Origin of the sequence: Faecalibacterium sp. Marseille-Q4164 (assembly GCF_017377545.1) — a bacterium.
GTDB classification, from domain to species: domain Bacteria; phylum Bacillota; class Clostridia; order Oscillospirales; family Ruminococcaceae; genus Faecalibacterium; species Faecalibacterium duncaniae.
The window spans coordinates 1-24,574 of the sequence record NZ_JAFREJ010000015.1; the positions used below are offsets into that span (position 1 = coordinate 1).

At 59.0% G+C, this 24,574-nt stretch carries 23 protein-coding genes and 1 riboswitch; of the genes, 1 reads left to right on the forward strand and 22 read right to left on the reverse strand.

All coding sequences use genetic code 11. The annotated features are described in order from the left end of the window. Positions 1–147: 147 nt before the first annotated feature. From J3352_RS11325 to J3352_RS11380, 12 genes are all read right to left on the reverse strand, one after another. On the reverse strand, positions 148–1,050 hold the full coding sequence (locus J3352_RS11325; protein ID WP_156066759.1) for a CPBP family intramembrane glutamic endopeptidase: 903 nt from the start codon (positions 1,048–1,050) through the stop codon (positions 148–150). Continuing rightward, complete coding sequence (locus J3352_RS11330) at positions 1,047–1,358, reverse strand: heavy metal-binding domain-containing protein (RefSeq protein ID WP_005929259.1); 312 nt, start codon at positions 1,356–1,358, stop codon at positions 1,047–1,049. The genes J3352_RS11325 and J3352_RS11330 overlap by 4 nt, the downstream gene beginning before the upstream one ends. Next, complete coding sequence (locus tag J3352_RS11335) at positions 1,339–1,992, reverse strand: MerR family transcriptional regulator (RefSeq protein WP_156068770.1); 654 nt, start codon at positions 1,990–1,992, stop codon at positions 1,339–1,341. Before J3352_RS11335 ends, J3352_RS11330 begins: the two co-directional genes overlap by 20 nt. 191 nt (positions 1,993–2,183) lie before the next feature. Continuing rightward, positions 2,184–3,371, reverse strand: a complete 1,188-nt coding sequence (locus J3352_RS11340) for a DEAD/DEAH box helicase (protein ID WP_156066763.1) — start codon at positions 3,369–3,371, stop codon at positions 2,184–2,186. Positions 3,372–3,500: 129 nt separating this feature from the next. Further along, complete coding sequence (locus tag J3352_RS11345; protein ID WP_005929264.1) at positions 3,501–3,812, reverse strand: HU family DNA-binding protein; 312 nt, start codon at positions 3,810–3,812, stop codon at positions 3,501–3,503. A gap of 140 nt (positions 3,813–3,952) precedes the next feature. Beyond that, a complete protein-coding gene (carB, locus tag J3352_RS11350) occupies positions 3,953–7,204 on the reverse strand; it encodes a carbamoyl-phosphate synthase large subunit (protein ID WP_156066765.1) in 3,252 nt (1,083 codons plus the stop codon). A gap of 1 nt (position 7,205) precedes the next feature. Further along, on the reverse strand, positions 7,206–8,315 hold the full coding sequence (locus J3352_RS11355; protein WP_005929268.1) for a carbamoyl phosphate synthase small subunit: 1,110 nt from the start codon (positions 8,313–8,315) through the stop codon (positions 7,206–7,208). A 34-nt stretch (positions 8,316–8,349) separates the two neighbouring features. Further along, positions 8,350–8,943, reverse strand: coding sequence for an orotate phosphoribosyltransferase (gene pyrE / locus J3352_RS11360; protein WP_097772757.1), 594 nt, complete (start codon positions 8,941–8,943; stop codon positions 8,350–8,352). Between the two features lie 136 nt (positions 8,944–9,079). After that, entirely contained in the window at positions 9,080–10,006 is a 927-nt protein-coding gene (locus J3352_RS11365; protein ID WP_156066767.1) for a dihydroorotate dehydrogenase, read from the reverse strand. Then, entirely contained in the window at positions 10,006–10,779 is a 774-nt protein-coding gene (locus J3352_RS11370) for a dihydroorotate dehydrogenase electron transfer subunit (RefSeq protein WP_005929274.1), read from the reverse strand. Before J3352_RS11370 ends, J3352_RS11365 begins: the two co-directional genes overlap by 1 nt. Next, entirely contained in the window at positions 10,760–11,626 is an 867-nt protein-coding gene (pyrF, locus tag J3352_RS11375) for an orotidine-5'-phosphate decarboxylase (RefSeq protein WP_097769949.1), read from the reverse strand. The genes J3352_RS11370 and pyrF overlap by 20 nt, the downstream gene beginning before the upstream one ends. A gap of 119 nt (positions 11,627–11,745) precedes the next feature. After that, on the reverse strand, positions 11,746–12,936 hold the full coding sequence (locus tag J3352_RS11380) for a dihydroorotase family protein (protein ID WP_005929278.1): 1,191 nt from the start codon (positions 12,934–12,936) through the stop codon (positions 11,746–11,748). Positions 12,937–13,419: 483 nt separating this feature from the next. Here J3352_RS11380 and epsC point away from each other — a divergent pair, with 483 nt between their 5' ends. Then, complete coding sequence (gene epsC, locus J3352_RS11385) at positions 13,420–14,091, forward strand: serine O-acetyltransferase EpsC (RefSeq protein WP_156068772.1); 672 nt, start codon at positions 13,420–13,422, stop codon at positions 14,089–14,091. Positions 14,092–14,232: 141 nt separating this feature from the next. Here epsC and J3352_RS11390 read toward each other — a convergent pair whose 3' ends face one another. From J3352_RS11390 to J3352_RS11435, 10 genes are all read right to left on the reverse strand, one after another. Beyond that, complete coding sequence (locus tag J3352_RS11390) at positions 14,233–14,652, reverse strand: DUF3842 family protein (protein WP_156066670.1); 420 nt, start codon at positions 14,650–14,652, stop codon at positions 14,233–14,235. Further along, on the reverse strand, positions 14,652–16,040 hold the full coding sequence (locus tag J3352_RS11395) for a Sapep family Mn(2+)-dependent dipeptidase (RefSeq protein ID WP_156061785.1): 1,389 nt from the start codon (positions 16,038–16,040) through the stop codon (positions 14,652–14,654). Before J3352_RS11395 ends, J3352_RS11390 begins: the two co-directional genes overlap by 1 nt. A 203-nt stretch (positions 16,041–16,243) precedes the next feature. Continuing rightward, positions 16,244–16,726, reverse strand: a complete 483-nt coding sequence (locus J3352_RS11400) for a small multi-drug export protein (RefSeq protein WP_156066771.1) — start codon at positions 16,724–16,726, stop codon at positions 16,244–16,246. A 39-nt stretch (positions 16,727–16,765) separates the two neighbouring features. Next, positions 16,766–17,518 (reverse strand): exodeoxyribonuclease III, encoded by a 753-nt coding sequence (locus tag J3352_RS11405; protein ID WP_035393287.1) that lies wholly within the window; start codon positions 17,516–17,518, stop codon positions 16,766–16,768. A gap of 14 nt (positions 17,519–17,532) precedes the next feature. Beyond that, positions 17,533–18,906 (reverse strand): MATE family efflux transporter, encoded by a 1,374-nt coding sequence (locus J3352_RS11410; protein WP_156066773.1) that lies wholly within the window; start codon positions 18,904–18,906, stop codon positions 17,533–17,535. Positions 18,907–19,428: 522 nt separating this feature from the next. Continuing rightward, entirely contained in the window at positions 19,429–20,583 is a 1,155-nt protein-coding gene (gene metK / locus J3352_RS11415) for a methionine adenosyltransferase (protein WP_097769956.1), read from the reverse strand. A 104-nt stretch (positions 20,584–20,687) separates the two neighbouring features. Further along, positions 20,688–20,786: riboswitch (SAM riboswitch) on the reverse strand. A 120-nt stretch (positions 20,787–20,906) separates the two neighbouring features. Further along, on the reverse strand, positions 20,907–21,572 hold the full coding sequence (gene deoC / locus J3352_RS11420; RefSeq protein ID WP_005929296.1) for a deoxyribose-phosphate aldolase: 666 nt from the start codon (positions 21,570–21,572) through the stop codon (positions 20,907–20,909). 14 nt (positions 21,573–21,586) lie between these two features. Continuing rightward, the gene (locus J3352_RS11425; protein WP_005929299.1) at positions 21,587–21,724 is read right to left on the reverse strand and encodes a hypothetical protein; all 138 of its coding nucleotides are present in this window, start codon (positions 21,722–21,724) and stop codon (positions 21,587–21,589) included. A 149-nt stretch (positions 21,725–21,873) separates the two neighbouring features. Then, positions 21,874–22,461: a GtrA family protein gene (locus J3352_RS11430; protein WP_156066775.1), complete on the reverse strand. Its 588-nt coding sequence runs from the start codon at positions 22,459–22,461 to the stop codon at positions 21,874–21,876. Between the two features lie 181 nt (positions 22,462–22,642). After that, complete coding sequence (locus tag J3352_RS11435) at positions 22,643–24,553, reverse strand: bifunctional 4-hydroxy-3-methylbut-2-enyl diphosphate reductase/30S ribosomal protein S1 (RefSeq protein WP_005929303.1); 1,911 nt, start codon at positions 24,551–24,553, stop codon at positions 22,643–22,645. Positions 24,554–24,574: the final 21 nt, after the last annotated feature.

A 24,574-nucleotide genomic window follows, 5' to 3' on the forward strand; every position in this document is an offset into this window, starting at 1 on the left:
ATCTTTTTTGAGTTTTTTCTATATTTCGCAAAAGGAGTGCTTCCGGGCAGGTTTTTGCGACATTTTTCTGCCTGCTTTCCTTATTTATATTATAAGCGCAGAAAATCCCCGGCAGTCGATCTGACCGCCGGGGATTGCGTTTTCTTCTTACTGTTCCTGTTTCATCTGATGCAGGGTCAATCCTACTGCCACAGCAAGCATGGGCAGCACAGAGATCAAACCGATGGGCATGGGACCAAGCACATTATAATATGCATCTGCCGGGGTGATCAGTACCTGCGGCAGCGCCGCTATGGCATTGAAAGCACCATGCGCAATGGCAGGCACCCAGATACAGCCTGTTTTCTCGTAGAGGAGATCCAGCAGGGTGTTCAGGGCAAAGCAGACCACACACCACACTACAAGCCCCAGCACCGGTGCGCCCAGATAGTTGGTGCCGTACTCGTAACCCACCAGCAGCATCAGGGGCCAATGCCAGACACCCCACACAACGCCGCCCAGCAGGCGGCCATTCAGCAGGCCGAACCGCTCCTTCAGGCGGGGCATCATGTAGCCGCGCCAGCCGACTTCCTCGCCCAGTGCAGGAAACATGTTGATGGCGGGGGCAAGGATCACCGCAAACAGCCCGTTTTGCAGCAGATAGCTGAGGGTAGAGACCCCCAGCTCGTTGCGCAGGGTCTGGGCATCCATCTCACCGCCGTAGGCGGCCACCAGCCAGCTGCAGGAAAAATCCAGCCGGGAGGGGAACACGGCAAAATACAGCACTGCGCCCAGCAGGGTGAACACTGCCGGGCCGAACCACGCGGCCAGCCAGAACCGCCGTTTGCCCTGCACCTTCCAGCCGATACCGACAGGCTGGCGCAGAAATACTTTTTGCACCAGCAGCACAGCCAGCAGCGGGCAAAACATAGTGGCGATCAGTGCCAGCTGATACAACACGGCATTCTTCTGCTGGAGCAGGGCCATACAGCCGCCCACCTGGCACAGCCACGCCAGACCAAAGGCAATCAGGAAATAAAGGGAAAAGCCCTGTTTTTCTTTTGCACTCATACAAATTTCACCGCCGTTCCGTAGGCAATGACCTCTGCCGCACCCTGCATGACGCTGGCGGAGGCGTAGCGCATCCCAACCACAGCATCGGCTCCCAGTTCCTCCGCATTCTTTGCCATGCGGCCTGTGGCGATCTGCCGGGCCTCGGTGAGCATCTCAGCGTAGTCGGTGACTTCGCCGCCCACAAGGGTGCGGAACCCGGCCATGATGTCGTGGCCCAGGTTGCGGCTCTGCACGGTGCTGCCCCGCACCACCCCCAGAGCCTCGATCTTTTTACCGGGGACTTCGTTAATAGTTACGATAAGCATCTTCTTCTCCCTTTCCAATCTCTTTGAGACGATCCACCAGCACCTTCAGCGTGCCGATAATGCAGCCCGCCGGGATGCCGAACAGCACCACCAGCAGCGGCAGCGGCGGCACATCCTGCGGATCGACGCAGAACGCCCACGCCATGATGCCGATGGACAGCAGCATGATCGCAGTAAACAATCCGGCTCCCACCAGCGCACCCCGGACACGCTCCGCTTTCCGGTCTGTCTGCTCAATGTTCACAAAACTCACTCCCTGTTCTTCCTTTGCGGTCAGGCGCGCCAGCGTCTGCTCCACATCCAGTTCATTGAGGCTGACAGGTTCCTTTTGAAGCAGAGTGCAGAAGTTCACTGCCTCGTCCAGATCGGTGCGGCGGGTATACAGGCGCTCCAGCTGCCGGGTCATTCCCTCAGCCAGCGTGCACTCTCCCTCCAGCATCTGCCGGATCTCGGCCAGCGGCACATCCAGTTTGCGCAGCAGTTTGATGCGCCGCAGACGCTCGACATCCGCCTCCGAGTAACTGCGGTAGCCGTTGCCGGGCTCCCGCCGGGGGCTGATGAGCCCCTCCTCCTCATAAAAGCGGATATTCTTTTTGGTCACGCCCACGGCGGCTTCCACCTCGTTGATCTTCATTGGCTTCGCAGCCTCCTTACAGGCACCATCTTACACCTTCCAGAAAGGGGAAGGTCAATGGTTTTTTGAAAAAAGAACTCCCTTCGTCTCGCATTCGCTCGACACCTCCCTCAGAGAGGGAGGCTTACCGTACGGGCAGGCTCCCTCCTTGAGGGGGCTGTCTGCGGAGCAGACTGGGGGAGTTTCTTCCTTTAGAAATAGCACTTGATCTGGAACCGATCGGCATTATCCTGCTTTTTCTCCACCACGATGCGCTCATGGTTGAAATCAAAGTGGACCGGGGTGCACAGGTCGGTGTTGCGGGTCAGGCGGAGAAGCTCCTGCACCCGCTTTTTCTCCTCGGGCACATAGAACAGATAGCTCACGCCCTCCTTTTTGGCGCGGCCGGTACGGCCGATCCGGTGGGTGTAATGTTCGTTGTCGCCGGGGACATCGTAGTTGATGACCGCATCCACATCCGAGACATCGATGCCGCGGGCAGCCACATCGGTGGCCACAAGGATGGCCAGCCTGCCGTCCCGGAAGTTCTGCATGATCTGGTTGCGTTCCTTCTGGGAGAGGTCGCCGTGGAGGCAGTCCACAGAGAAGCCCAGACGGGCCAGCTGGTTGGCCAGGGTGGCGGTATTGAACTTGGTATCGCAGAACACCATGACCCGCTTGTAGCCCTCGCCAATGATGATCTGGGCCAGGTCGGACAGCTTGTTGCGGCCGGAGGTCTCCAGCATGTACTGGGTGATCTTGGGCTGGCTCTCCTCCCTGGGCTGAACGGTGATCTCCTCAGCGTTGTTCTGATACAGCCAGCCGATGTCCATGACCTCGCGGCTGATGGTGGCGGAGAACATGGACAGGCTTTTGCGGGCCTTCATCAGCTCAATGATATGCCGCACATCCTTATAAAAGCCCATGTTCAGCATCTCATCGGCCTCGTCCAGCACCACCTGGGTCACATGGGCCAGATCGATGCTGTGGTGCTTATAGTGGTCCATCAGGCGGCCCGGGGTGGCCACCACGATCTGGCAGCCCTCTGCCAAACGCCTGGCCTGCGTTTCCATGTTGGCACCGCCGTACACGCAGGCCACCTGCACCTCAGGCATAAAGTAGGTCAGCTCGGTCAGCTCCTCGGCGATCTGCTGGGCAAGCTCCCGGGTGGGGGCCATGATCACAGCCTGCGGGTACTTTTTTTCCGGGTCGATATGTTCCGCCACCGGGATGCCGAAGGCACAGGTCTTGCCGGTGCCCGTGGGGGCCTTGGCGATCACATCCCGGCCTGCCAGCATCACAGGGATGGTCTTTTCCTGAATTTCCGTCATCTCTGCAAAACCCATCCGCTCCACGGCCTTGTGGATGGCTTCACTGCACTGCAACTCACTGTAAAGCATGTTTGATACTCCTTATCCTTCTACCCTTGTTTTGTTCAGTATACCATGAAACGCGGCGCTTGTCAGCACGCAAAAAGAGCCGCGCCCTTTCGGGGCACGGCTCTGCGGTTGGATCTGGGATGTACGCGCTCAGGCAGTCTCTTCCACGCTCTGAGCAGCGGCACGGCCTGCTTCCAGCTTCTGCTTGAAACGGCCGCTGGCCTTGAAGCCGGGGATGGAGGTGGACTCCAGACGGCTGGAGACCTTGGTCTTGGGGTTGGTGTAAGCCTTGGGCTTGCGGGGACGCATCTCAAAACGGCCAAAGCCGGCAATGGTCACCTTCTCGTCTGCACGCAGGCAGTCAGCGATCTGGTCAAACAAAGCGTCCATCGTGGTCTCGACCTGTGCTTCGGTAAAGCCGGTCTTGCGTGCCACGGTTTCGATCATCTGGGAACGAGTCATTGTATCGATATCCTCCTGGAACGTCCAAAAGTAACGTCTTTTGGCAAATTTTGCGTTGTTGAGTATAACAAATGCAGCCCCTCATTACGAGAGATTGCGCACGAAACGCATAATATTGCGCACGAGTTACATTTTGTGCGTTATTTTTTATGATACAGCGTTGCAATATCCACCAGCGGGATATTCTTCAGGTCATGGTCGCTGCGCAGGCAATCGACCAGTGCGTTGGCGGTATCCACAGCAGTGATGCAGGGGATGCTCAGCTCCACAGCCTTGCGGCGCAGGCGGACAGAATCGCGCTTGGGGTCACGGCCCTTGGCACTGGTGGAGAACACATAGTCCACCAGACCGCTCTGGAGCAGGTCCACGATGTTGGGGGCCTCGCCGGACATGTTGCGCACCTCGTTGCAGGGGACCATGTGCTTGTTGAGCCATGCACAGGTGCCGGAGGTGCCGTACAGCTTGTAGCCCATGCTCTTGAGCTTCCAGGCGATATCCACGAACTCGGGCTTGTCGCTGTCCTTCACGGTGAAGATGCAGCAGGAAGCGGGGCCGGGGGTCTTAAAGGTATAGCCCGCACCGATCAGGCCCTTGAGCAGGGCATCGTGATAGTTGGGGGCAATGCCCAGCACCTCGCCGGTAGACTTCATCTCAGGGCCAAACTGAGTATCCACGCCGTGCAGCTTCTCAAAGCTGAACACAGGCACCTTAACGGCCACATAGGGGGCGTTGGGGTGCAGGCCGGTGCCGTAGCCCATATCTGCCAGCTTCTCGCCCAGGCAGCAGCGCACAGCCAGATCCACCATGGGCACGCCGGTGACCTTGGAGATGTAAGGCACGGTACGGGAGGAACGGGGGTTGACCTCGATGACATAGACCTTGCCGTTGGAGACCGCGTACTGGACATTGACCAGACCGGTGACGTGGAGCTCGCGGGCAAAGCGGCCGGTGTAATCCACTATGGTGTCGATCTCGGCCTGGGTCAGATGCTGTGCCGGGTAGACACAGATCGAGTCGCCGGAGTGGACACCGGTACGCTCCACCTGCTCCATGATGCCGGGGATGAGGAAGTTCTCGCCATCGCAGATGGCATCGACCTCACACTCGGTACCCATGATATACTTATCCAGCAGGACAGGATGATCCATGTCCACATGCTCGGTGATAACGCCCATGTACTCGATGACATCGGCCTTGGTGTAGGCCACGATCATATTCTGACCGCCCAGAACGTAGGAGGGACGCATCAGGACAGGCAGGCCGATCTCATCAGCGGCAGCCAGAGCCTCCTCCAGATTGAACACGGTGCGGCCGGGCGCACGGGGGATCTTGCAGCGCTCCAGCAGCTCGTCAAAGCGCTCACGGTCCTCTGCTTCGTCAATGGCATCCGCCGGGGTGCCCAGGATGGGCAGGCCGATCTCATCCATGTGCTTTGCCAGCTTGATGGCGGTCTGGCCGCCGAACTGGACCACGCAGGCATCGGGCTTTTCGGTGGCGATGATGTTGTCCACACTTTCCGGGTTCAGGGGGTCGAAGTACAGACGGTCGCCGGTGTCAAAGTCGGTGGATACGGTCTCGGGGTTGTTGTTGACGAGGATAGCCTCGCAGCCGTGGTTCTTCAGGGTCCAGACACAGTGGACAGAGCAGTAGTCGAACTCGATGCCCTGACCGATGCGGATGGGGCCGGAGCCAAAGACCAGCACCTTTTTCTTCTTGGGCTGGCCGTTTGCGGCAGCCTCAGCCTCTCTGGCAGCAATGAACTCGGCGGCCTCGTTGTCGCCGTCGTAGGTGGAGTAGAAGTACGGAGTGTTGGCCGAGAACTCAGCAGCACAGGTATCGACCATCTTGAAACCGGCGCGGTAGTTCTCCACAGGCAGAACATCCACCTGTGCCAGGCGCTTGATGGTCTTATCCTGGAAGCCATACTTCTTGGCGGTCTGATACTGCTCCAGGCTCAGAACACCGTTGCACTTTGCCAGACCCTTTTCCAGGTCAGCCAGGTGCTGCATCTTATCCAGGAACCACCAGTCGATCTTAGTGATCTTCCAGATGGTCTCGTGGTCGATGCCGCGTTTGAGGGCCTCGTAGACACAGAACACGCGCTCCGCATCCTGCACATGCAGGTGAGCCACGATCTCGTCATCGGTCAGCTCTTCAAAGGGCTTGTGGGTCAGGGTGTCCATACCCAGCTCGATGGAGGAGACCGCCTTCATCATGGCAGCCTCAAAGCTGTTGCCAATGCTCATCACCTCGCCGGTGGCCATCATCTGGGTGCCCAGAGACTTGTCGGCGTAGACGAACTTATCAAAGGGCCACTTCGGATACTTGACCACGATGTAGTCCAGCGCAGGCTCAAAGCAGGCGCAGGTCTTGCCGGTGACATCATTGGTGATCTCGTCCAGCGTATAGCCGATGGCAATCTTGGTGGCCACCTTGGCAATGGGGTAACCGGTGGCCTTGGAGGCCAGAGCGGAGGAACGGGACACACGGGGGTTGACCTCGATGACCGCGTAATCGTAGCTGTCGGGCTTCAGGGCAAACTGGCAGTTGCAGCCACCCTCAATGCCCAGCTCGGTGATGATATCCAGTGCGGCGGTGCGCAGCATCTGGTACTCGTGATCGGTCAGGGTCTGGGAGGGAGCCACGACCACGGAATCGCCGGTGTGGATACCGACGGGGTCCAGATTCTCCATGTTGCAGACGGTGATCACGTTGCCCTTGTGGTCGCGCATGACCTCGTACTCGATCTCTTTCCAACCGGCGATGCACTTTTCCACCAGGATCTGATGGATGGGGGAAAGACGCAGGCCGTTGGTGCCGATCTCGATGAGCTTTTCCTTGTTTTCGCAGATGCCGCCGCCGGTGCCGCCCATGGTAAAGGCAGGGCGGACGATGACGGGGTAGCCGATGCGGTCCGCACAGGCCAGCGCATCCTGCAGGGTCTCCACGACCTCAGAGGGGATGATGGGCTGATGCAGCTTTTCCATCGTCTCCTTGAACAGCTCGCGATCCTCGGCGCGGTCGATGGTCTCAGGCTTGCAGGCCAGCAGGCGGATGCCGGTGCGGTCCAGATAGCCGGAACGGGCCAGCTCCATGGAGAGGTTCAGGCCCATCTGGCCGCCCAGGTTGGGCAGAACGGAGTCGGGCTTCTCGATCTCCAGGATGCGCTCCACCACCTCAAGGGTCATGGGCTCGATATAGACATGATCGGCCACATCGGGGTCGGTCATAATGGTAGCGGGGTTGGAGTTGAGCAGAACGGTCTCAATGCCCTCTGCTTTCAGGGCGCGGCACGCCTGGGTGCCGGAGTAGTCGAACTCAGCGGCCTGGCCGATGATGATGGGGCCGGAGCCGATGACCAGCACCTTTTTGATTCTGGGGTCCTTGGGCATTTCAGCGCACCTCCTTTTTTGCTGCTTTGACGTTGTTCAGGAAGCGGTCGAACAGGAACTCCGTATCCTTGGGGCCGCCGTTGGCTTCCGGGTGGAACTGGACCGTGAAGCAGTTCCACTTCTTGTACTTGATGCCCTCGCAGGTGCCGTCGTTGGCGTTCACCTGTGCCACCTCGCCCATCTCGGCGGGCAGCTCCTCGCCCACGACCGCATAGCCGTGGTTCTGGCTGGTGATGAAGGTGCGGCCGGACTCAAAATCAGTGACAGGCTGGTTGGCACCGCGGTGGCCATACTTCAGCTTCATGGTCTTGGCACCGGCGGCCAGAGCGCTGAGCTGGTGGCCCAGGCAGATGCCGAAGGTGGGGATGCCCAGCGCAAAGATCTGCTTCAGGTTCTCAATGACCTCCACCGGCTCGGCGGGGTCGCCGGGGCCGTTGGACAGCATGATGCCGTCCGGGTTCAGGGCAGCCACTTCCTCAGCAGTGGCAAAGGCGGGCATCACCGTTACCTTGCAGCCGCGCTTGACCAGGCAGCGCACGATATTGCGCTTGCAGCCGTAGTGCATCAGCACGATGTGGGTCTCGCCCTTCTCGTGAAAGACCTCGGGCTTCTCGCAGGTCACGCTCTTGACGGCATCCGTCACGGCATAGGCGCGGATGGTCTCCAGCAGCTTCTCCGTCTCGGCCTTGTTGGCAGGGTCAGCGGGGTCAAAGGTGGTCAGGATGGCACCGTTCATCACGCCGCTCTCCCGGATGATGCGGGTCAGGTGGCGGGTGTCGATGCCCTCGATGCCGATGGTATTGTTTTTCTTCAAAAAGCTGTCCAGCGTCTCCTCACAGCGCCAGTTGGAGGGGGTGGTGCAGGCCTCGCGCACAATGTAGCCCTTGGCCCAGATGCGGTCCGACTCCATATCGTCCTTGTTCATGCCGTAGTTGCCGATGAGGGGATAGGTCTGGGTGATGATCTGGCCGTAGTAGCTGGGGTCGGTCAGGGTCTCTTCAAAGCCCACCATACCGGTGGCAAAGACAACTTCGCCCACGGTAACGCCCTCAGCACCCACTGACTGGCCTGCAAAGACCATGCCGTTTGCCAAAAGAAGATAAGCGTTCATAGGTACTCCTTGTTTCAACACGGTTGTTGTCAAGTTACAGGGTCTGCTTGGCTTCCTGCTTCATCTTGCGGCTGCCCAGGTGCACCAGAGGCAGCTTGCCCTCCTTGCAGATGGGGCACTCCTCGGGTGCGTAGTTGGGCAGGTCCAGCTTCAGGGCGCTGGCCAGGATGGGAATGGGAGACGGAGCCTCAGGCTTGGTGCGGTCCACCACGCAGGTGATGCCCAGGCAAATGCCGCCGGCCTCTTCGATCACGCGCTTGGTCTCCAGGGAGGAGATGCCGGTGGTGACAACGTCCTCAGCAATGATGCACTTCTCACCCGGCTGGATGGCAAAGCGCTTCAGGGTCATCACATTGTCCACGCGCTCGGTGAAGATGGCGCGCTTGCCGGTCTGGCGGGCCAGCTCGTAAGCATAGACGATGCCGCCCATGGCAGGTCCCACGATGACATCCACATCCAGCTTCTTGATCTGATCGGCCACAGCCTTCATTACCTCGGCGCAGCGGTCAGGGTACTGCTGCAGGTAGGCCATCTGGCAGTATGCGCTGGAATGGCGGCCGGAGGAGAGCAGGAAATGGCCCTCCAGGAATGCGTCACAGCTCTTCAGAATTTCAAGTGCTTCACTCATTGTAGTTCTCCCTCTCTTTTTTATGAAAAATATCTTTTGAACGGTATTGTACCACGCTTTTGCAGCAATTGCAAATTTATGCACAAGTTTTCACTTTATACGCATAATCCGTGGTTATTCTGGTATATCAGCTCAATTATTCAGCATTTCGGGCGCAGCCGCGGATCTCCTCCAGCGTTTTCACGCCGTGGGCATCCATCCACTGTGCCATCTCGTCGGCAATGGTCTCCATGGCGCGGGGGTTGGCAAAGTTTGCCGCGCCCACCTGTACCGCCGTGACACCTGCCATGATGAATTCCAGTGCGTCACGGCCGGTGGCAATGCCGCCCAGACCCACCACCGGGATGTTCACGGCACCCACTGCCTGCCAGACCATGCGCAGGGCAATGGGCCGCACCGCCGGGCCGGACAGACCGGCAAAGATGTTGTTGAACACCGGCTTGCGCTTTTCCAGATCGATGGCGCAGGCCTGGAAGGTGTTGGTCAGGCTGATGGCATCCGCACCGGCGGCCTCCACAGCCTTGCACATCTCGGGGATGTTCTCTGCCTGGGGGCTCAGCTTGACCATCAGGGGCTTTTTGCAGGCCGCGCGGACCATCCGCACCACCTCACCGGCAGCCTCGGCCTTCACACCGTAGGCCATGCCGCCCACCTTGACGTTGGGGCAGGAGATGTTCAGCTCCACGATGTCCACTGCGCTCTCGCTCAGCAGAGCCGCACCCTCAACATACTCTTCCTCACTGTGTCCACCCAGATTGGCAATGGCCACTGTGCCGTATTTCTGCTTGAGCTCCAGCATCTCATTCAGCTCCACATCAATGAAGTGCTGAACGCCGGGGTTCTGCAGGCCGATGCTGTTGATGAGACCGGAGGGGGTCTCCCACAGGCGCTCACCCTTGTTGCCGTACTGGCCGTGCAGGGTCAGGCCCTTGCCGGAGATGCCGCCGATCTTGGAAAAATCGGCCAGTTCCTCGTACTCCACACCGTAGCCCACCGTGCCGGAAGCACCGATGACCGGGCTGTTCATCACAAAGCCCAGCAGGTTTGTTTTCAGGTCAGCCATCAGAAGAACACCTCCGTTGCATCAAAGACCGGGCCATTCTTGCACACGCTCTTGCCCTCGCCGCCCTTGGTCTCGCAGGTGCAGCCAAGGCAGGCACCAATGCCGCAGGCCATCTTCTTTTCCAGGCTCACGAAGCAGGGGGTGCCCTTTTCGGCACAGATCCGGGCAGCGTTTTTCATCATCACGGTGGGGCCGCAGATCAGCACGGCATCGTAATCTGCCGGGTCATACAGCTGGGTCACAAAGCCGTGGAAACCCACCGCGCCGGTATCGGTGGAGACCTTTACCACATTTGCGATGGAGCGGTACTCCTCCATGCAGTAAGGGGTATCCCGGAAGCCGAAGAACACGTCCGGCTTAACACCGGCAGCTGCCAGTTCCCGGGTGACCTGATACATGGGGGCGGTGCCAATGCCGCCGCCCACCACAGCGATCTTATGGTATTGTTCGGCCAGGGCCGGGATATCAAAGCCGTTGCCCATGGGGCCGGTCAGCTGGAAGGTATCACCGGTCTTCAGCTGGGCAATTTTGTGAGTGCCCTCGCCGATGACCTGATACAGGAACTCAATGGTCTGGGTCTCCGGCTCCCACTTGTGCACGCTGATGGGGCGGGACAGGAAGGGGGCCTCATCGGCACCCCAGGCACGCAGGGTAAAGAACTGCCCGGCGTGGGGGGCATGCTCCCGGTCAGGCCAGAGGGCACGCAGGAGCCGGATGTCCGGCAGGATGCTCTCATGGCTCAGAACGGTGGCTTCACAGCAGGCTGCACGCATGAGCAATGGCCTCCTTCATGTTCACACACTCGTTGTAAGCGGCCTCATCAAAGGCCACGCCGGGCTGCTTCTTGTAGGCCAGCAGGATGCCGCGGCTGGAGTTGACCACGCCGCCGTTGCCCTTGGTCAGGTACTGGGCAATATCCTCCGCCTTGCCGCCCTGTGCGCCGTAGCCCGGGATGAGGAAGAAGCTGTCCTGATACTTGGCGCGGATCTCGGTGGCCTCCTCGATGTGGGTGCCGCCGATGACCAGACCGATGGAGGAGTAACCGTGCTCGCCCATGTAGTCCTTGCCCAGAGCGTTCAGCTTGTCGCCCACCAGATCGTAGACGTGGCGGCCGTCTGCCAGCTTCTCATACTCAAAGTCCTTGGCACCGCCGTTGGAGGTGCGGCAGAGGACGAACATGCCCTTGCCCTGCTTTTCGGCATAGGGCAGGTAGGGGCTGATGGAATCCAGACCCATGTAGGGGGCCAGGGTGACGAAATCAGACTCGAAGTCGCCGGTGAAGTGGCCCATGGCGTACATCTCGGCGGTCTTGGCGATATCGCCGCGCTTGATATCGGCGATGACAGGGATACCGGCCTCGCGGACAGCGGCCAGGGTCTCGGCGTAGGCCTTCATGCCCTCCAGACCCAGGGACTCGTAGTATGCGATCTGCACCTTGTAGCAGCCAGCCACAGCCTTGGTGGCATCGATGAGCTTCTTGTTGAAGCGGACGATGTTCTCCCCCTTGGTCAGGGCGGTGTCCACAAAGTCAGCGGGCAGGTAGCTGAAATCAGTGTCCAGACCCACACACACCGGGCCGCGGGCTGCAACTGCTTCGTAAAGCTTGTCCATGTTTGTCATTGTCGGGTTCCTCCATACTCTCTTATTACGAATTAAACCTCTCAGTCAGCGCTGACGCGCTGCCAGCTCCCCTAGTAGGGGAGCCCTTGGCAAAGAGGTGAAGTGATACGTTCTGACTTTTACTCCTCAGCCTGATAGGTCAGCTTGCCGCCCTTGATGGTGGCATAAACCCTGCCGTAGAGCTGTGCACCATCAAAGGGGCAGTTATGGCTCTTGGAGTGCAGCTTTTCCTTGTCCACAGTGTAGGGGGTGTCGAGATCCACCAGCACGAAGTCTGCATCGTAGCCGGGCTCCAGCTGGCCCTTGGCAAGGCCCAGGATCTCTGCCGGGCGGGTGCTCATCAGGTGCACCAGCAGTTCCAGCGGCAGGCCCTCTTCCCTGCAGAGCTTGGTGTAGCAGACCCCAAAGGCGGTCTCGCTGCCCACCATACCGGCCATACCCTTCAGCTTGTCCTCCTCGGAGTGGGGAGCGTGGTCGGTGGCAATGGCATCCACCACACCGGAACGAATGCCATCGATGAGCGCCTGCACATCATCCGCAGTGCGGATGGGCGGGTTGACCCGGTAATCGCAGGTCTCATTGTTGAACCACAGGTGATGCGGGGTCACCTCGCAGGTCACGGGTGCGCCGCGCAGCTTGGCCATCTGGATGGCCTCCAGCGCGCCACGGGTGGAAACGTGGCACATGTGCAGCCTGGTCTGGTAGTACTCGCTCAGCCAGCAGTTGCGCACGGTCTCCAGGTCTTCAGCCAGCCGGTAATCCCAGGGGCTGATCTCCATATCCTCGGCGTGGCTCATCACGGTGATATCCCGCTGGGTGCAGATGGCAAAGGCCCGGGCCATGGTGGCGTTGTCCTGCACACCGTGGCCATCCTCGGTGATGAACTTCACGCTGGCGGGCAGGGTCTTGAGGTGGTCGATGGTCTTGCCGTCAAAGTTCTCGGTGATGGAAACAGTCTGGTTTACATCGCACAGGCCCACCTCGGCGGCCTTCTGCTCCACCATGGCTGCCTGTGCGGCAGAGGAGCAGACAGGCTTTGTGTTGGGCATCAGGTTGACAAAGGTGTAGCCGCCTGCGGCCGCAGCCATGCTTCCGGTAGCAATGTCCTCCTTATATTCAAAACCCGGGGTGCGCCAGTGGCAGTGCAGGTCCACAAAGGCAGGCAGCACGGTCAGACCGCCTGCATCGAGGACAGTCTCCCCCTCCCCGGCCAGTGCGGAAAGATCCTGACCCACGGCGGCGATCTTTCCGTCTTTCACGAAAAGCTCCACCGGGCGGCCCGCAGCGTTTACAGCGTTGATGAGCAGCATATTCTTTTACCTCCCTGTTCGTATTTCGGATGGGCGGATGCGGGCGTTGCAGCCCGCGGACAGGCAAAAAAAAGAACTTTTCCACAAACGGAAAAGTTCAAAAAGCGAAAAAAGGAAACACGGAACCCACCGCAAAAACGGCTGCAAACTGCTTTTTCAGTTCAGCGTTCATTTTTGACAGCATTCGTCCGCTTCTCCTTTTCCTTCGCATTTGTTTTCGTTATATTTTATCATAGAAACGCAAAATGTGTCAATGCTTTCTGTAAGATTCCTGTGTGAAAAGGTTTTGGCTGTATCTCCCGGAATTTTGGCTACTCTACCGAAAACCCGTTTCCCGCCCCATAACCCCTGCGCAGAGGGGGATTTTTCTCCGTTAATTCCTACCAAAGTACTGTACATTGAAGTTTGCATGTGTTATTATAGTATCTGTCAAAAAGAGAGAGCCGCACCGAGGCGGCTGAACAAAAAGGGAGGGTTCCCCACATGAGCTTATTGGAGGACGCACGGAACATCCAGCGCAAAGACCCCGCCGCACGCAGTGTGCTGGAGGTCATCCTGCTGTACCCCGGCTTCCATATCCTGGTCTACCACCGCATTGCCCACTGGCTGTATGAGCACGGGCACTTTTTCCTTGCCCGCTGGGTCAGCCAGCACGGCCGCCACAAGACCGGCATCGAGATCCACCCCGGTGCCCGGATCGGCAAGTGCCTGTTCATCGACCACGGCATGGGCATCGTGTTCGGTGAGACCACCGTGATCGGCGATAACTGCACCATCTACCACGGCGTGACGCTGGGCGGCACCGGCAAGGACACCGGCAAGCGCCACCCTACCCTGGGGAACAATGTGCTGATTGGCGCGGGCACCAAGGTGTTGGGCCCGGTGTATATCGGCGATAACGCCCGCATCGGCGCAGGCAGCGTTGTGCTGCGCAACCTGCCCGCCAACTGCACCGCCGTGGGCGTGCCCGCCGAGGTGGTGCGCATCAACAACAAGGCCGTCAACCCCGCCGATGACCTGGACCAGCAGGATCTGCCGGATGTCATGGCCCAGCGCCTCACCGAGCTGGACCGCCGCATCAGCAGGCTGGAAAAGGACGCACAGGGGGATGTTCCCCCCAGCATCCACGAGGTCATCCAGAAACAGCAGCACTGAACCTCTCGGTCCCACTTTGCGTGCCAGCTTTCCTCATAGGGGAGCCGCTGGCATGGCGGTACTATCCGCAAAAACTGCACAAAGCTTCTGCAAAACGAAAGCAGCTGCGCTCCGCACACACGGAACGCAGCTGCTTTTCTGTTATTTACAAGGAGTTGCCACCAGTTCTTTGACCTTTTGTGCCGCTGCCGCCACCAGCTGGCCGATGGGCTGGTCGGGCACGCCCACCACGATGTTCTCACAGTGGTTGATGGGCACCAGCACCCGCCGGGCAGGGCTCTGGCAGACTGCCGCTGCCATGGCGGGGGTGATCTCGCCCAGCAGCGCGTCAGCGATCACAATGCCGATGGGCCCCACGATGATATCCGCGGTGCGGCAGTTCACGACCACGGCGTTCTCGCCGGTGGCGGCGCGGACCGTCCCCGCCTTGAGCATGGCCGAAGTCGCAAGGCTGTTGGTGCCCACGGCGGTCAGCCGGGCTTCCGGGCAGGCGGCAGAGATGGCCGCCACCAGCTGGCGGCCCAGACCGCCGCCCTGGCCGTCAATGACCAGAACGTTCATCAGAAGTCGATCTCCTCCAGCCGCAGCAGGGCGATGATGTAGATCTTCAGGGCCTCCAGCAGCTTATCGATGGGAGCTGCCTCGTTGGCACCGTGCATCGGGCCGCCGAACTCAGGCAGCACCATGTCCTCGTGCTCGGGGCCAAAGCTCACCGCATAGGGGAAGTGGCGGGCATAGGTGCCGCCGCCCATGGTAAAGGGCGTGGCATTCTCGCCGGTGACCTCGTTGTAGGTCTCGATGCAGGCCTTGATGGCGGGGGTATCGGCTGCGATATAGAAGGGCTCGGCACCCTCGGCCTTCTCCAGAGAAGCACCCGTGCCAATGGCAGCTTTGATCTGCTCCTTCATCTTCTCGGCGTTGGTGCAGGTGGGGTAACGGCTGTCCATGGTCTGGACGATCCGGCCCTCCCGCATGAAGATGCGGCCGCCGATGATGGTCAGGGGGCCGAAGGGGCCGTCGGCGCAGTCGATGCCCAGGCCGGTGCCTGCGGTGGAAGCGTGCAGCTTTTTCAAGGCTTCCAGATAGGCGCGCTCTGCATCGTTGCACAGACCGTTGTCCAGCAGGTAGTTCACCACCAGACCGATGGCGTTGACCGTGCCCTCGGGCATGGCGGCATGGCCGCTCTTGCCCCAGCCCCGGATACGCACCCCATTGCCTTCCGGCTCCAGCGTAATGTTGGGGGCATTTTTCAGCTTGGTGATGTCAGTCTCCACCAGTGCGCTGGCGCGGTCGGGGACTGCATTGTTGGCAACGCCGCCCTCGAACTCCTTGATCTCACCGTTGCAGACCGGGCTGACCAGCTCCGCACCGAAATGGCCCTTCTCGCCGTTGCACACCGGGAACTCTGCATCCGGGGTGAAGCAGAACACCGGGGCCGGGTAGTTCTTGAGGTAGTATTCCACATCGTTCATGTGGGTCTCTTCGTTGTCGCCAACCATTGCGCGGATGGGATACCGCAGGGAAACGCCCTCCTCCTTGAGGAACTTCAGGGCGTACAGGGTAGCCACCATGGGGCCCTTGTCATCGGCTACACCACGGCCGATCATCCAGCCGTCCCGGATCTGCATCTTGAAGGGGTCCTGGCTCCAGCCGTTGCCCACGGGCACCACATCCACATGGCAGATGGTTGCCAGATACTTCTCGGGGTCTGCACCGGCCAGCTCGGCATAGCCGATGTAGTTCTCGCAGTTGCGGGTCGCCAGACCCATGCCTGCAGCCAGCTCCAGCGTCTTGTCCAGCGCCGCGCGGGGGCCCTCACCAAAGGGAGCTTCCTCGGTCGGGGTGCCCTCCACACTGTTGATGGCCACCAGCGCCGCGATGTCCTCCAGAATCTGCTCCTTGTTCGCCGCAATAAAGGCGTCGATCTTCTGATTCAATGCCTGATCCATGATTGCTTCGTCCTTTCTTTGTCGTAACGACACGTTACTGTTTATTGTAACACACTTAAAGCGCTTTTGCCAGCCTTCGGCAGCCTGCTTCTGTACGAAACCTCTCCGTCATCATCGCGATCGCTCGATGCCACCTCTCTTAATAGGAGAGGCAGGACTTGGCTCCCCTGCCAGGGGAGCTGTCGCGGCGAAGCCCGAATCTGTCACACTGCAAACAGGCTGCTGGCCGCGCCCAGCACACCGGCGCTGGCCAGGCCCATGATGATGCCCGCCAGCAGCACACCGCCCATGCAGGCAATGAGAACATCCTTGAACTTCATGTCCAGAATGGAGGCTGCCAGCGTGCCGGTCCAGGCACCAGTGCCGGGCAGCGGGATTCCCACAAAGAGCAGCAGGGCAACGGTCAGGCCCTTGCCGGCCTTTTCCTCCAGTTTGCGGCCGCCCATTTCCCCCTTGGTGATGAAGAACTTGCACACCGGCCCGATGACCGGCTTGTGGTAGCCCCAGATGAGGAACTTGCGGGCAAACAGGTAGATGAAGGGCACCGGCAGCATATTGCCGAACACGCAGACCAGATAGGTGGGCAGGGCGGGCAGGCCCATGCCCAGCCCGATCGGAATGGCACCGCGCAGTTCAATGACCGGCACCATCGAGACAAAAAACACCATCAGATAATTCTTGAGCATCCAGTTTTCTCCTTATCATAAGACCATGATCGCAACGGCTTACAGGTCGATGACCAGCTCCACCGGGCAGTGGTCGGAACCGAACACCTCGTTGTGGATCTCGGCGGCGGTCACCTTGTCGGCGATGCGGTTTGAAACGATGAAATAATCAATGCGCCAGCCCGCGTTCTTTTCCCGGGCGTGGAAGCGGTAGCTCCACCAGCTGTACTTCACCTCGTCCGGGTGGACAGCGCGGAAGGTGTCGGTAAAGCCCGCCGCCAGCAGCTCGGTCATCTTGGCCCGCTCCTGGTCAGTGAAGCCCGCGCTCATCCGGTTGGTCTTCGCATTCTTGATGTCGATCTCGGTGTGGGCCACGTTCAGGTCACCGCAGAGGATGACCGGCTTTTTCGCGTCCAGCTCCAGCAGGTAGGCCCGGAACGCATCCTCCCAGGTCATGCGGTAATCCAGCCGCTTCAGGCCGTCCTGGCTGTTGGGCGTGTAGCAGTTGACCAGATAGAAGCCGGGATATTCCAGCGTCAGCACCCGGCCCTCGTGGTCGTGCTCCTCCCTGCCGATGCCGGTGGTCACGGCCAGCGGGGCCGTCTTGCACCAGCAGGCCGTGCCGGAGTAGCCCTTTTTCTCGGCAGAGTAGGTGTACTCGGTGTAGCCCTCGGGGGCAAAATCAGCCTGCCCCGGCTGCATCTTGGTCTCCTGCACCGAGAAGATGTCGGCATCCAGCGCCGCAAAACTTGCGGCAAAATCGTGGGTCAGGCAGGCCCGCAGGCCGTTGACGTTCCAGCTGATCAGTTTCATATCCTGTTCCTTTCTTATGCCTGATATTTTGTTTTCCATGCGCCGCTCTTCATGCGCGCCACAAAGCAGATGACACGGCAGACCCAGTCAATGACCATGGCGATCCAGACACCCACAGCGCCCCAGCCCATCCTGACACAGAGCAGGTAGCTGAATCCCAGCCGCCAGATGGCCATGCTGAGCACAGAGACCACCATGGTAAATTTCACATCGTTGGCCGCGCGCAGAGCGTTGGGCAGAACAAAGGAGGCCGGCCACAGGAACAGGCCGCTGCCTGCGTGGATCTGCACCAGCAGGATGGCCAGCGCCATGGTCTCGCCGGAGAGGGCGTAGATGCCCACCAGCGGCTTGAGGAAGAGCAGGATGCCGCCGTTGAAGATCCCCATAGAGATGTAGGCCCAGAGCAGCAGCTTGCGGGTGTAGAAAACGGTCTGTTCATTGTCCCCTGCGCCAACGCAGCGGCCCACCACCGTGATCATAGCCAGACCAATGGCCTGCCCCGGGATGCAGCCCATGCCGTCCAGATTGTTTGCCACGGCGTTGGCAGCGATCTGCACGGTGCCGAAGGTGGAGATCATGCTCACCACCAGAATGCGGCCCGCCTGGAACAGGCTGTTCTCAAAGGCGGACGGGATGCCGATGCCCAGGATGCGCTTTGCCATCCGGCCATCCAGCCGGACCGTTTTGGGCACGGTGAGCATGTGGCCCTTCTGGTAGCAGCGGTTCAGGATGAGCACCGCTGCCACGGCACGGGAGAGGACGCTGGGCCAGGCAACACCGTCCACGCCCATACCCAGCACAAAGATGCAGACCGCATTGCCCACGATGTTGATGATGTTCATCAGGATGCTGATCTGCATGGAGATTTTGGAGTTGCCCATGCTGCGGAAGAGTGCCGCACCGGCATTGTACATGGCCAGGAACGGGTAGCTGACCGCCGTGATGCGCAGGTAGAGCACACCGGCCTCCAGTACGTCGGCATCGATGCTGCCATAGCACAGCCGGATCATGGGACGGGCCAGCACAAAGCAGAACACCCCCACACCCACGCCCAGCAGAGCGCTGAGCAGGATCAGCTGACCCGAGCTTGCGTTGGCGTGCTTCTGCTCCTTTGCACCCAGATACTGGCTGACCACCACCGCGCCGCCGGTGGCCAGCGCCGCAAACAGCACGATGATGAGGTTGTTGATCATATCCACCAGGCTGACACCCGAGATGGCGGCTTCGCCGCAGCGGGAGACCATCATGGTATCGGCCATGCCCACCGTCACGGCCAGCAGCTGCTCCACCAGCAGCGGCCCCACCAGCCTGAACAGGTCACGCTGGCTGAACAGCGGGGCCCGCCCGCCAAAGCACGGAGCCTTGTTTTGTGCAATCGTATGTTCCATTCTCTTCCTCGCTTCTTCCCGCACCTTTTCTGCCCTTCCGGGCCACAGAGCGTCCTTTTCTCATAGATGTATCCATCATAACACAGCCGCATCCTGTTGTAAAGAATCAGCTTCTGCAATTCCGAACCTCTGCCCCGGCCCGTGCTTGTTTCATCACTTTGCCAAACACATCTCCCCCGTTTTTGTGCGTTGTGACAAAATTACATTTTTTGCTCGAACAAGAGAACTTTTTTCAAAAAAGCTCTTGTATTTTTCTGTGAAAAGTGTTATCTTGTATCCAACAGGAGCGCCAGTTGGATACAAAGCGAAACGACGCGCTTTCCTCTCCGATACTCCTGTTGTTCATCCTTCTATTATTATGCTATTTTCTTCATTTACCTTCTTATCATTTACCCTGTCCTGAAAAGGACAAACAAAAAACGCTTCCCCACCTGCACGGGGGAGCGTTTTTTGTTTGTCTGCCGCCCACCATAGAAAAGCGCCCTGCACCTTTCACGGTACAGGGCGCTTTGCGTTTCAGTTTTACAGCGCTGCAACAGCGGCCTTGAGCTCATCCACGCGGTCGGTGTTCTCCCACTTCACGCCCAGATCCTCGCGGCCCATGTGGCCGTAGGCGGCCAGCTTGCGGTAGATGGGCTTCCGCAGGCCGAGGTCACGGATGATGGCGGCGGGGGTCAGGTCAAAGACCTTCTCCACTGCCTGCTCGATCTTCTCATCGGCCACGGTGCCGGTGCCAAAGGTATCCACCATGATGGACACAGGCTTTGCCACGCCGATGGCGTAGGCCACCTGCACCTCACACTGCTTGGCCAGACCGGCAGCCACGATGTTCTTGGCCACCCAGCGGGTCGCGTAAGCGGCACTGCGGTCCACCTTGCTGGGGTCCTTGCCGGAGAATGCGCCGCCGCCGTGGCGGGCGTAGCCGCCGTAGGTGTCAACGATGATCTTGCGGCCGGTCAGGCCGCTGTCACCCTGCGGGCCGCCCACAACAAAGCGGCCGGTGGGGTTGATGTAGTACTTGGTGTTCTCATCCAGCAGCTCGGCAGGGATGGTGGCCTTGATGACCTTCTCCATGATATCGGCCCGGAGCTGCTCCATGGTCACGTTCTCACTGTGCTGGCTGGAGATGACGACTGCATCCACGCGGATGGGCTTGTTGTTCTCGTCGTACTCCACGGTCACCTGGCTCTTGCCGTCCGGGCGCAGGTAATCCAGCTCGCCGCTCTTGCGCACCTCGGTCAGCTTCTTGGCCAGCTTGTGGGCCAGGCTGATGGGCATGGGCATCAGCTCAGGGGTCTCATCGCAGGCATAGCCGAACATCATGCCCTGGTCACCGGCACCGCCGACCTGGTCGTTGGTGCCCAGTGCGATATCGGGGCTCTGGCCGTCGATGTTGGAGATAACAGCGCAGGTGTCAGCGTCAAAGCCGTACTTTGCGCGGGTGTAACCGATATCAGAGATGACCTCGCGGACGATCTTCTGGAAATCGACATAGCAGTTGGTGGTGATCTCGCCCATAATGTGGACCAGACCGGTGGAAGCGCAGGTCTCGCAAGCCACGCGGGCATCGGGATCGTGGGTCAGGATCTCGTCCAGGATAGCATCGGAGATCTGGTCGCAGATCTTGTCAGGATGTCCCTCGGTGACGGACTCAGAAGTAAACAGGTGTCTTGCCATAAATTTTGTCCTCCATGTGTGTGGTGAATCTTGCACAGCTTCATACACGTCCATCAAGTTTGCGCAAACAAAAACGCTCAGAACCGAAGCTCTGAGCGTTTGCACTCTTATCTTTCGGTTTCCCGCAGGATTTGGCACCTTATGCTTTCGCACAGGTTGTCGGGCTTCACAGGGCCTGTCCCCTCAGCCGCTCTTGATAAGTCGGTATTCAGTTGTTTTCTGAAAGATATCTTATCATCTCTTCGTCAGATTGTCAAGAAGAGTATCACTCTTTTTAGACATCTCAACGAAATTGATTAGGATTCTCCCCCAGGAGTACGCTCTTAATACCCCTTTGCCTGTTCGCCGTTCAACAGCTTGACCGCGCGGGAGGTGCCCAGACGGTCTGCGCCCAGAGCGAGGAACTTTTCCATATCCTCCACGGTGGAGATGCCGCCGGCAGCCTTGACCTTGCAGCGGCCATGCACACCCTTGACCATCAGCTCCACATCGTGGAAGGTAGCGCCTGCGGTGGAGAAGCCGGTGCTGGTCTTGATGTAGTCAGCGCCTGCCTCGCAGACGATGTCGCACATCTTTTCCTTTTCCTCGTCGGTCAGCAGGCAGGTCTCAATGATGACCTTGAGCACCTTGTCGCCCACGGCCTGCTTCACAGCACGGATGTCCTCACGGACTGCATCGTATTCCTTGTTCTTCAGGCGGCCGATGTTGATGACCATGTCCACCTCGGCAGCGCCGTTCTCAATGGCAGTCTTTGCCTCAAAGGCCTTGCTGGCGGTATCCATGGCACCCAGAGGGAAGCCCACCACGCAGCACACCGGGATGCGGCCCGCCATATACTCAACCGCCTGCTTTACATAGCAGGTGTTGATGCAGACGGATGCGGTGTGGTTGGCAATGGCCTCATCACAGATGGTCTGGATCTGGGGCCAGGTGGCCTCAGGCTTCAGCAGGGTATGATCGACATGGGAGAGGATTTCTTCACGGGTCATATTATTTTCCTCCATCAATTCTTGCTGGCACGGCGGACCTTTGCCATGCCCACAGCGCTCAAGGCAATTGCCGTTACGGATGCGGTGGCACCAATGATGCCCAGAACAAGACCGGAAACCAGGAATGCAAAACCTTTCAGACCACGTTTCATAATACCGTACCTCCATTGTTTTGTTACTTAAAACTCCCTCAGTCACCTTCGGTGACAGCTCCCTCTGAGAGGGAGCCTTGTCGGCAAATGCAAGGCAATGCCTCCCTCCCAGAGGGAGGTGGCTGCACCGTAGGTGCAGACAGAGGGAGTTATTTCTTCTTAAAGATGATCAGCTTGCTGAACACATAGTTCAGCACAATCACCAGTACATTGGAAAACACTTTCACCACCATGCCCCACAGTGACTGGAGGTCTCCGGTGACAAAAATTGCCGTGGGGCCATCGGCACCGCCGATGACGGCAATGGCTGCGCTGGAATCCGTTGTGTGGACCATTGTGGATGTGATGCCCATCAGCGTTTCGGGGTTCAGGTGGGTGAACACGCCCGTCAGCAGTCCTTCCATCCACGCAGCACCCTGCGCGGCCATCAGGTTGCCGCCGATCATCATAATGGCGGCATCCAGTACCATGGTACCCAGACGGCAGGTGACAAATGCACCAAACTCCTTTGCCATCGCTCTGCCTCTGGTCTTGCTGTTGAACACAAAGGCCCGGTTGGTGGCGTAGGCAAACAGGATGCAGAGGATGTTGTCCAGCACATTGCCCCAGCTGTTGGCGGCGGTGTAGCCGAACAGCCTGTTGAACAGGGCGTACAGCACAATATTCAGCAGGGTGGTCAGCACGCCGAAGATCAGATAGGAGATAACCTCCCAGTGCTTCTTTAACCAGTTAATCATACCGTCAAACCTTCCTCATTCAGTCCAAAGTTCCCGGTTTTGCCAAGGGCTCCCCTATTAGGGGAGCTGGCAAAGCCGCAAGGCTTTGACTGAGAGATTTAACAAAAACAGCCCCGCCGCCGTTACCCGGCAACGGGGCTGTAGTCGCATTGTGTCTGAAACTCAGCGAACCACGGACTGATTACTCAGCGTCGTCGTTCAGCAGAGCCTTCATGGACAGGCTGATGCGCTTCTTGTCGAAGTCAACATCCAGCAGCTTCACATCGACCATATCGCCGACCTTCAGTGCGTCGGAGACCTTCTCAACGCGATCATTGCTGATCTCGCTGATGTGGACCAGACCGTCAACACCCGGCAGGATGCGGACAAATGCACCGAACTTGGTCAGGGACACGACCGGAGCATGGAAGGTGCTGCCGATGGGGTAGTTGTTCTTCAGCTGCTCCCAGGGGTTGTCCTCAGCCTTCTTGTAGCCCAGAGAGACCTTGTGGTTCTCGGTGTCGATGTCCTTCACATACACTTCGATGGTGTCACCAACGGAGACAACCTCGGAGGGATGCTTGATGCGGTTCCAGCTCAGCTCGCTGATGTGGCACAGGCCGTCCACACCGCCGATATCGACGAATGCACCGTAAGAGGTCAGGCTCTTGACAACGCCGGTGTAGGTCTTGCCCACCTCAACATTTGCCCAGAACTCCTCACGCTTTGCCTTGTTCTGCTCAGCGGTGACCTTGTTGATGCTGCCGACGATCTTGCGGCCGGAGCACTCGGTAACGACCAGCTGGACATGCTGGCCAACCAGAGCAGTGTAGTCCTCGTCACGGCGCATCGTGGCCTGAGAACGGGGAACGAACACCTTAACACCCTTGACGTTGACGACAACGCCGCCCTTGTTGAACTCGGTGACATCGCCCTCGACGACCTCGCCGGATTCAGCAGCCTTGGCGATCTCTTCCATGCCCTTGCGAGATGCGAGCTTCTTGCGGGAGAGCTGGATAACGCCGTCCTGGTCCATAACCTTCTCGACGATGAGGTCCAGCTCATCGCCAACCTTCACCAGGTCTTCGACCTTGGCGGAGGAATCATCGGTCAGCTCGCTCAGCTTGACAAAGCCGGTCTGCTTGGCTCCGATATCCACCTGGATCTCGTTGGCAGAGATGCTGGTCACGATTCCTTTCACAATACTGCCTGCATGAACACGCTTCTCCTCGGATGCGTTCAGCATCTCCTCGAAGCTCATGCTGTCATTGATTTCTGCGCTCATACTGTTAAGTACCTCCTCAATAATAGACGATGGCGTTGAAGCCCCTGCTGTTACGCCCGCCGTTTTTACATCTGCAAACCATTCCGGCCGAAGTTCGCTCGCTGTCTCGACCGTCACGGCTTTCGTATGCTTTGCGGCGACCTGTACCAGCTTTTGGGTATTGGAAGAATGATGACCGCCAATGACAACAATGATGTCGCATTGTTGGCTGAGGTCTTCCGCTTCCTGTTGCCTCGCCCACGTCGCATTACATATTGTATCAAAAATTCGGGCGTTTGTATAGGCTTTTTTGAGAAACTCCGAACTTTCTTGCCATTTTGTTACCTGAAATGTGGTCTGTGCAACCGCAAAAATGGGCTTTTGGGGGTCAGAAGGGCCTTTCCAGGCCTTCAGCTCGTCCAGATCGCTGAACACAAATACCTCTCCCCGGGTATGGCCCACGATGCCCTGCACCTCGGGGTGGGCAGCATCACCGGCCACCAGAAGCACCGCGCCCTCGGCCTCGGCCCGGGCGGCAATGCTCTGGATCTTCTTCACAAAGGGGCAGGTGGCATCGTGGTAAACAAGGCCGCGCTGCTCCAAAGTATCATAGATGGTGCGGGGCACGCCGTGGCTGCGGATGATGACCTCGTACCCGGTGGGGATATCGTCCACGGTATCGGCCACCAGCGCACCGCGCCTTTCCATATCGGCCACTGCCTGCGGGTTATGGATCAGCGGGCCCAGCGTTGCCACCTTATGGCCCTCGTTCAGCAGATTGTAGGTCAGCTCCACCGCGCGGTTCACGCCAAAGCAGAAGCCAGCGGTTTTGGCAAGACGAATTTCCATAGCGTTTCTCCTTCTCTAAAC

Coding starts and splice junctions, on each gene's coding strand:
- J3352_RS11325 (WP_156066759.1), bottom strand. CDS start 1,050: ATGAGTGCAAAAGAAAAACAGGGCTTTTCCCTTTATTTCCTGATTGCC.
- J3352_RS11330 (WP_005929259.1), bottom strand. CDS start 1,358: ATGCTTATCGTAACTATTAACGAAGTCCCCGGTAAAAAGATCGAGGCT.
- J3352_RS11335 (WP_156068770.1), bottom strand. CDS start 1,992: ATGAAGATCAACGAGGTGGAAGCCGCCGTGGGCGTGACCAAAAAGAAT.
- J3352_RS11340 (WP_156066763.1), bottom strand. CDS start 3,371: ATGCTTTACAGTGAGTTGCAGTGCAGTGAAGCCATCCACAAGGCCGTG.
- J3352_RS11345 (WP_005929264.1), bottom strand. CDS start 3,812: ATGACTCGTTCCCAGATGATCGAAACCGTGGCACGCAAGACCGGCTTT.
- carB (WP_156066765.1), bottom strand. CDS start 7,204: ATGCCCAAGGACCCCAGAATCAAAAAGGTGCTGGTCATCGGCTCCGGC.
- J3352_RS11355 (WP_005929268.1), bottom strand. CDS start 8,315: ATGAACGCTTATCTTCTTTTGGCAAACGGCATGGTCTTTGCAGGCCAG.
- pyrE (WP_097772757.1), bottom strand. CDS start 8,943: ATGAGTGAAGCACTTGAAATTCTGAAGAGCTGTGACGCATTCCTGGAG.
- J3352_RS11365 (WP_156066767.1), bottom strand. CDS start 10,006: ATGGCTGACCTGAAAACAAACCTGCTGGGCTTTGTGATGAACAGCCCG.
- J3352_RS11370 (WP_005929274.1), bottom strand. CDS start 10,779: ATGCGTGCAGCCTGCTGTGAAGCCACCGTTCTGAGCCATGAGAGCATC.
- pyrF (WP_097769949.1), bottom strand. CDS start 11,626: ATGACAAACATGGACAAGCTTTACGAAGCAGTTGCAGCCCGCGGCCCG.
- J3352_RS11380 (WP_005929278.1), bottom strand. CDS start 12,936: ATGCTGCTCATCAACGCTGTAAACGCTGCGGGCCGCCCGGTGGAGCTT.
- epsC (WP_156068772.1), top strand. CDS start 13,420: ATGAGCTTATTGGAGGACGCACGGAACATCCAGCGCAAAGACCCCGCC.
- J3352_RS11390 (WP_156066670.1), bottom strand. CDS start 14,652: ATGAACGTTCTGGTCATTGACGGCCAGGGCGGCGGTCTGGGCCGCCAG.
- J3352_RS11395 (WP_156061785.1), bottom strand. CDS start 16,040: ATGGATCAGGCATTGAATCAGAAGATCGACGCCTTTATTGCGGCGAAC.
- J3352_RS11400 (WP_156066771.1), bottom strand. CDS start 16,726: ATGCTCAAGAATTATCTGATGGTGTTTTTTGTCTCGATGGTGCCGGTC.
- J3352_RS11405 (WP_035393287.1), bottom strand. CDS start 17,518: ATGAAACTGATCAGCTGGAACGTCAACGGCCTGCGGGCCTGCCTGACC.
- J3352_RS11410 (WP_156066773.1), bottom strand. CDS start 18,906: ATGGAACATACGATTGCACAAAACAAGGCTCCGTGCTTTGGCGGGCGG.
- metK (WP_097769956.1), bottom strand. CDS start 20,583: ATGGCAAGACACCTGTTTACTTCTGAGTCCGTCACCGAGGGACATCCT.
- deoC (WP_005929296.1), bottom strand. CDS start 21,572: ATGACCCGTGAAGAAATCCTCTCCCATGTCGATCATACCCTGCTGAAG.
- J3352_RS11425 (WP_005929299.1), bottom strand. CDS start 21,724: ATGAAACGTGGTCTGAAAGGTTTTGCATTCCTGGTTTCCGGTCTTGTT.
- J3352_RS11430 (WP_156066775.1), bottom strand. CDS start 22,461: ATGATTAACTGGTTAAAGAAGCACTGGGAGGTTATCTCCTATCTGATC.
- J3352_RS11435 (WP_005929303.1), bottom strand. CDS start 24,553: ATGGAAATTCGTCTTGCCAAAACCGCTGGCTTCTGCTTTGGCGTGAAC.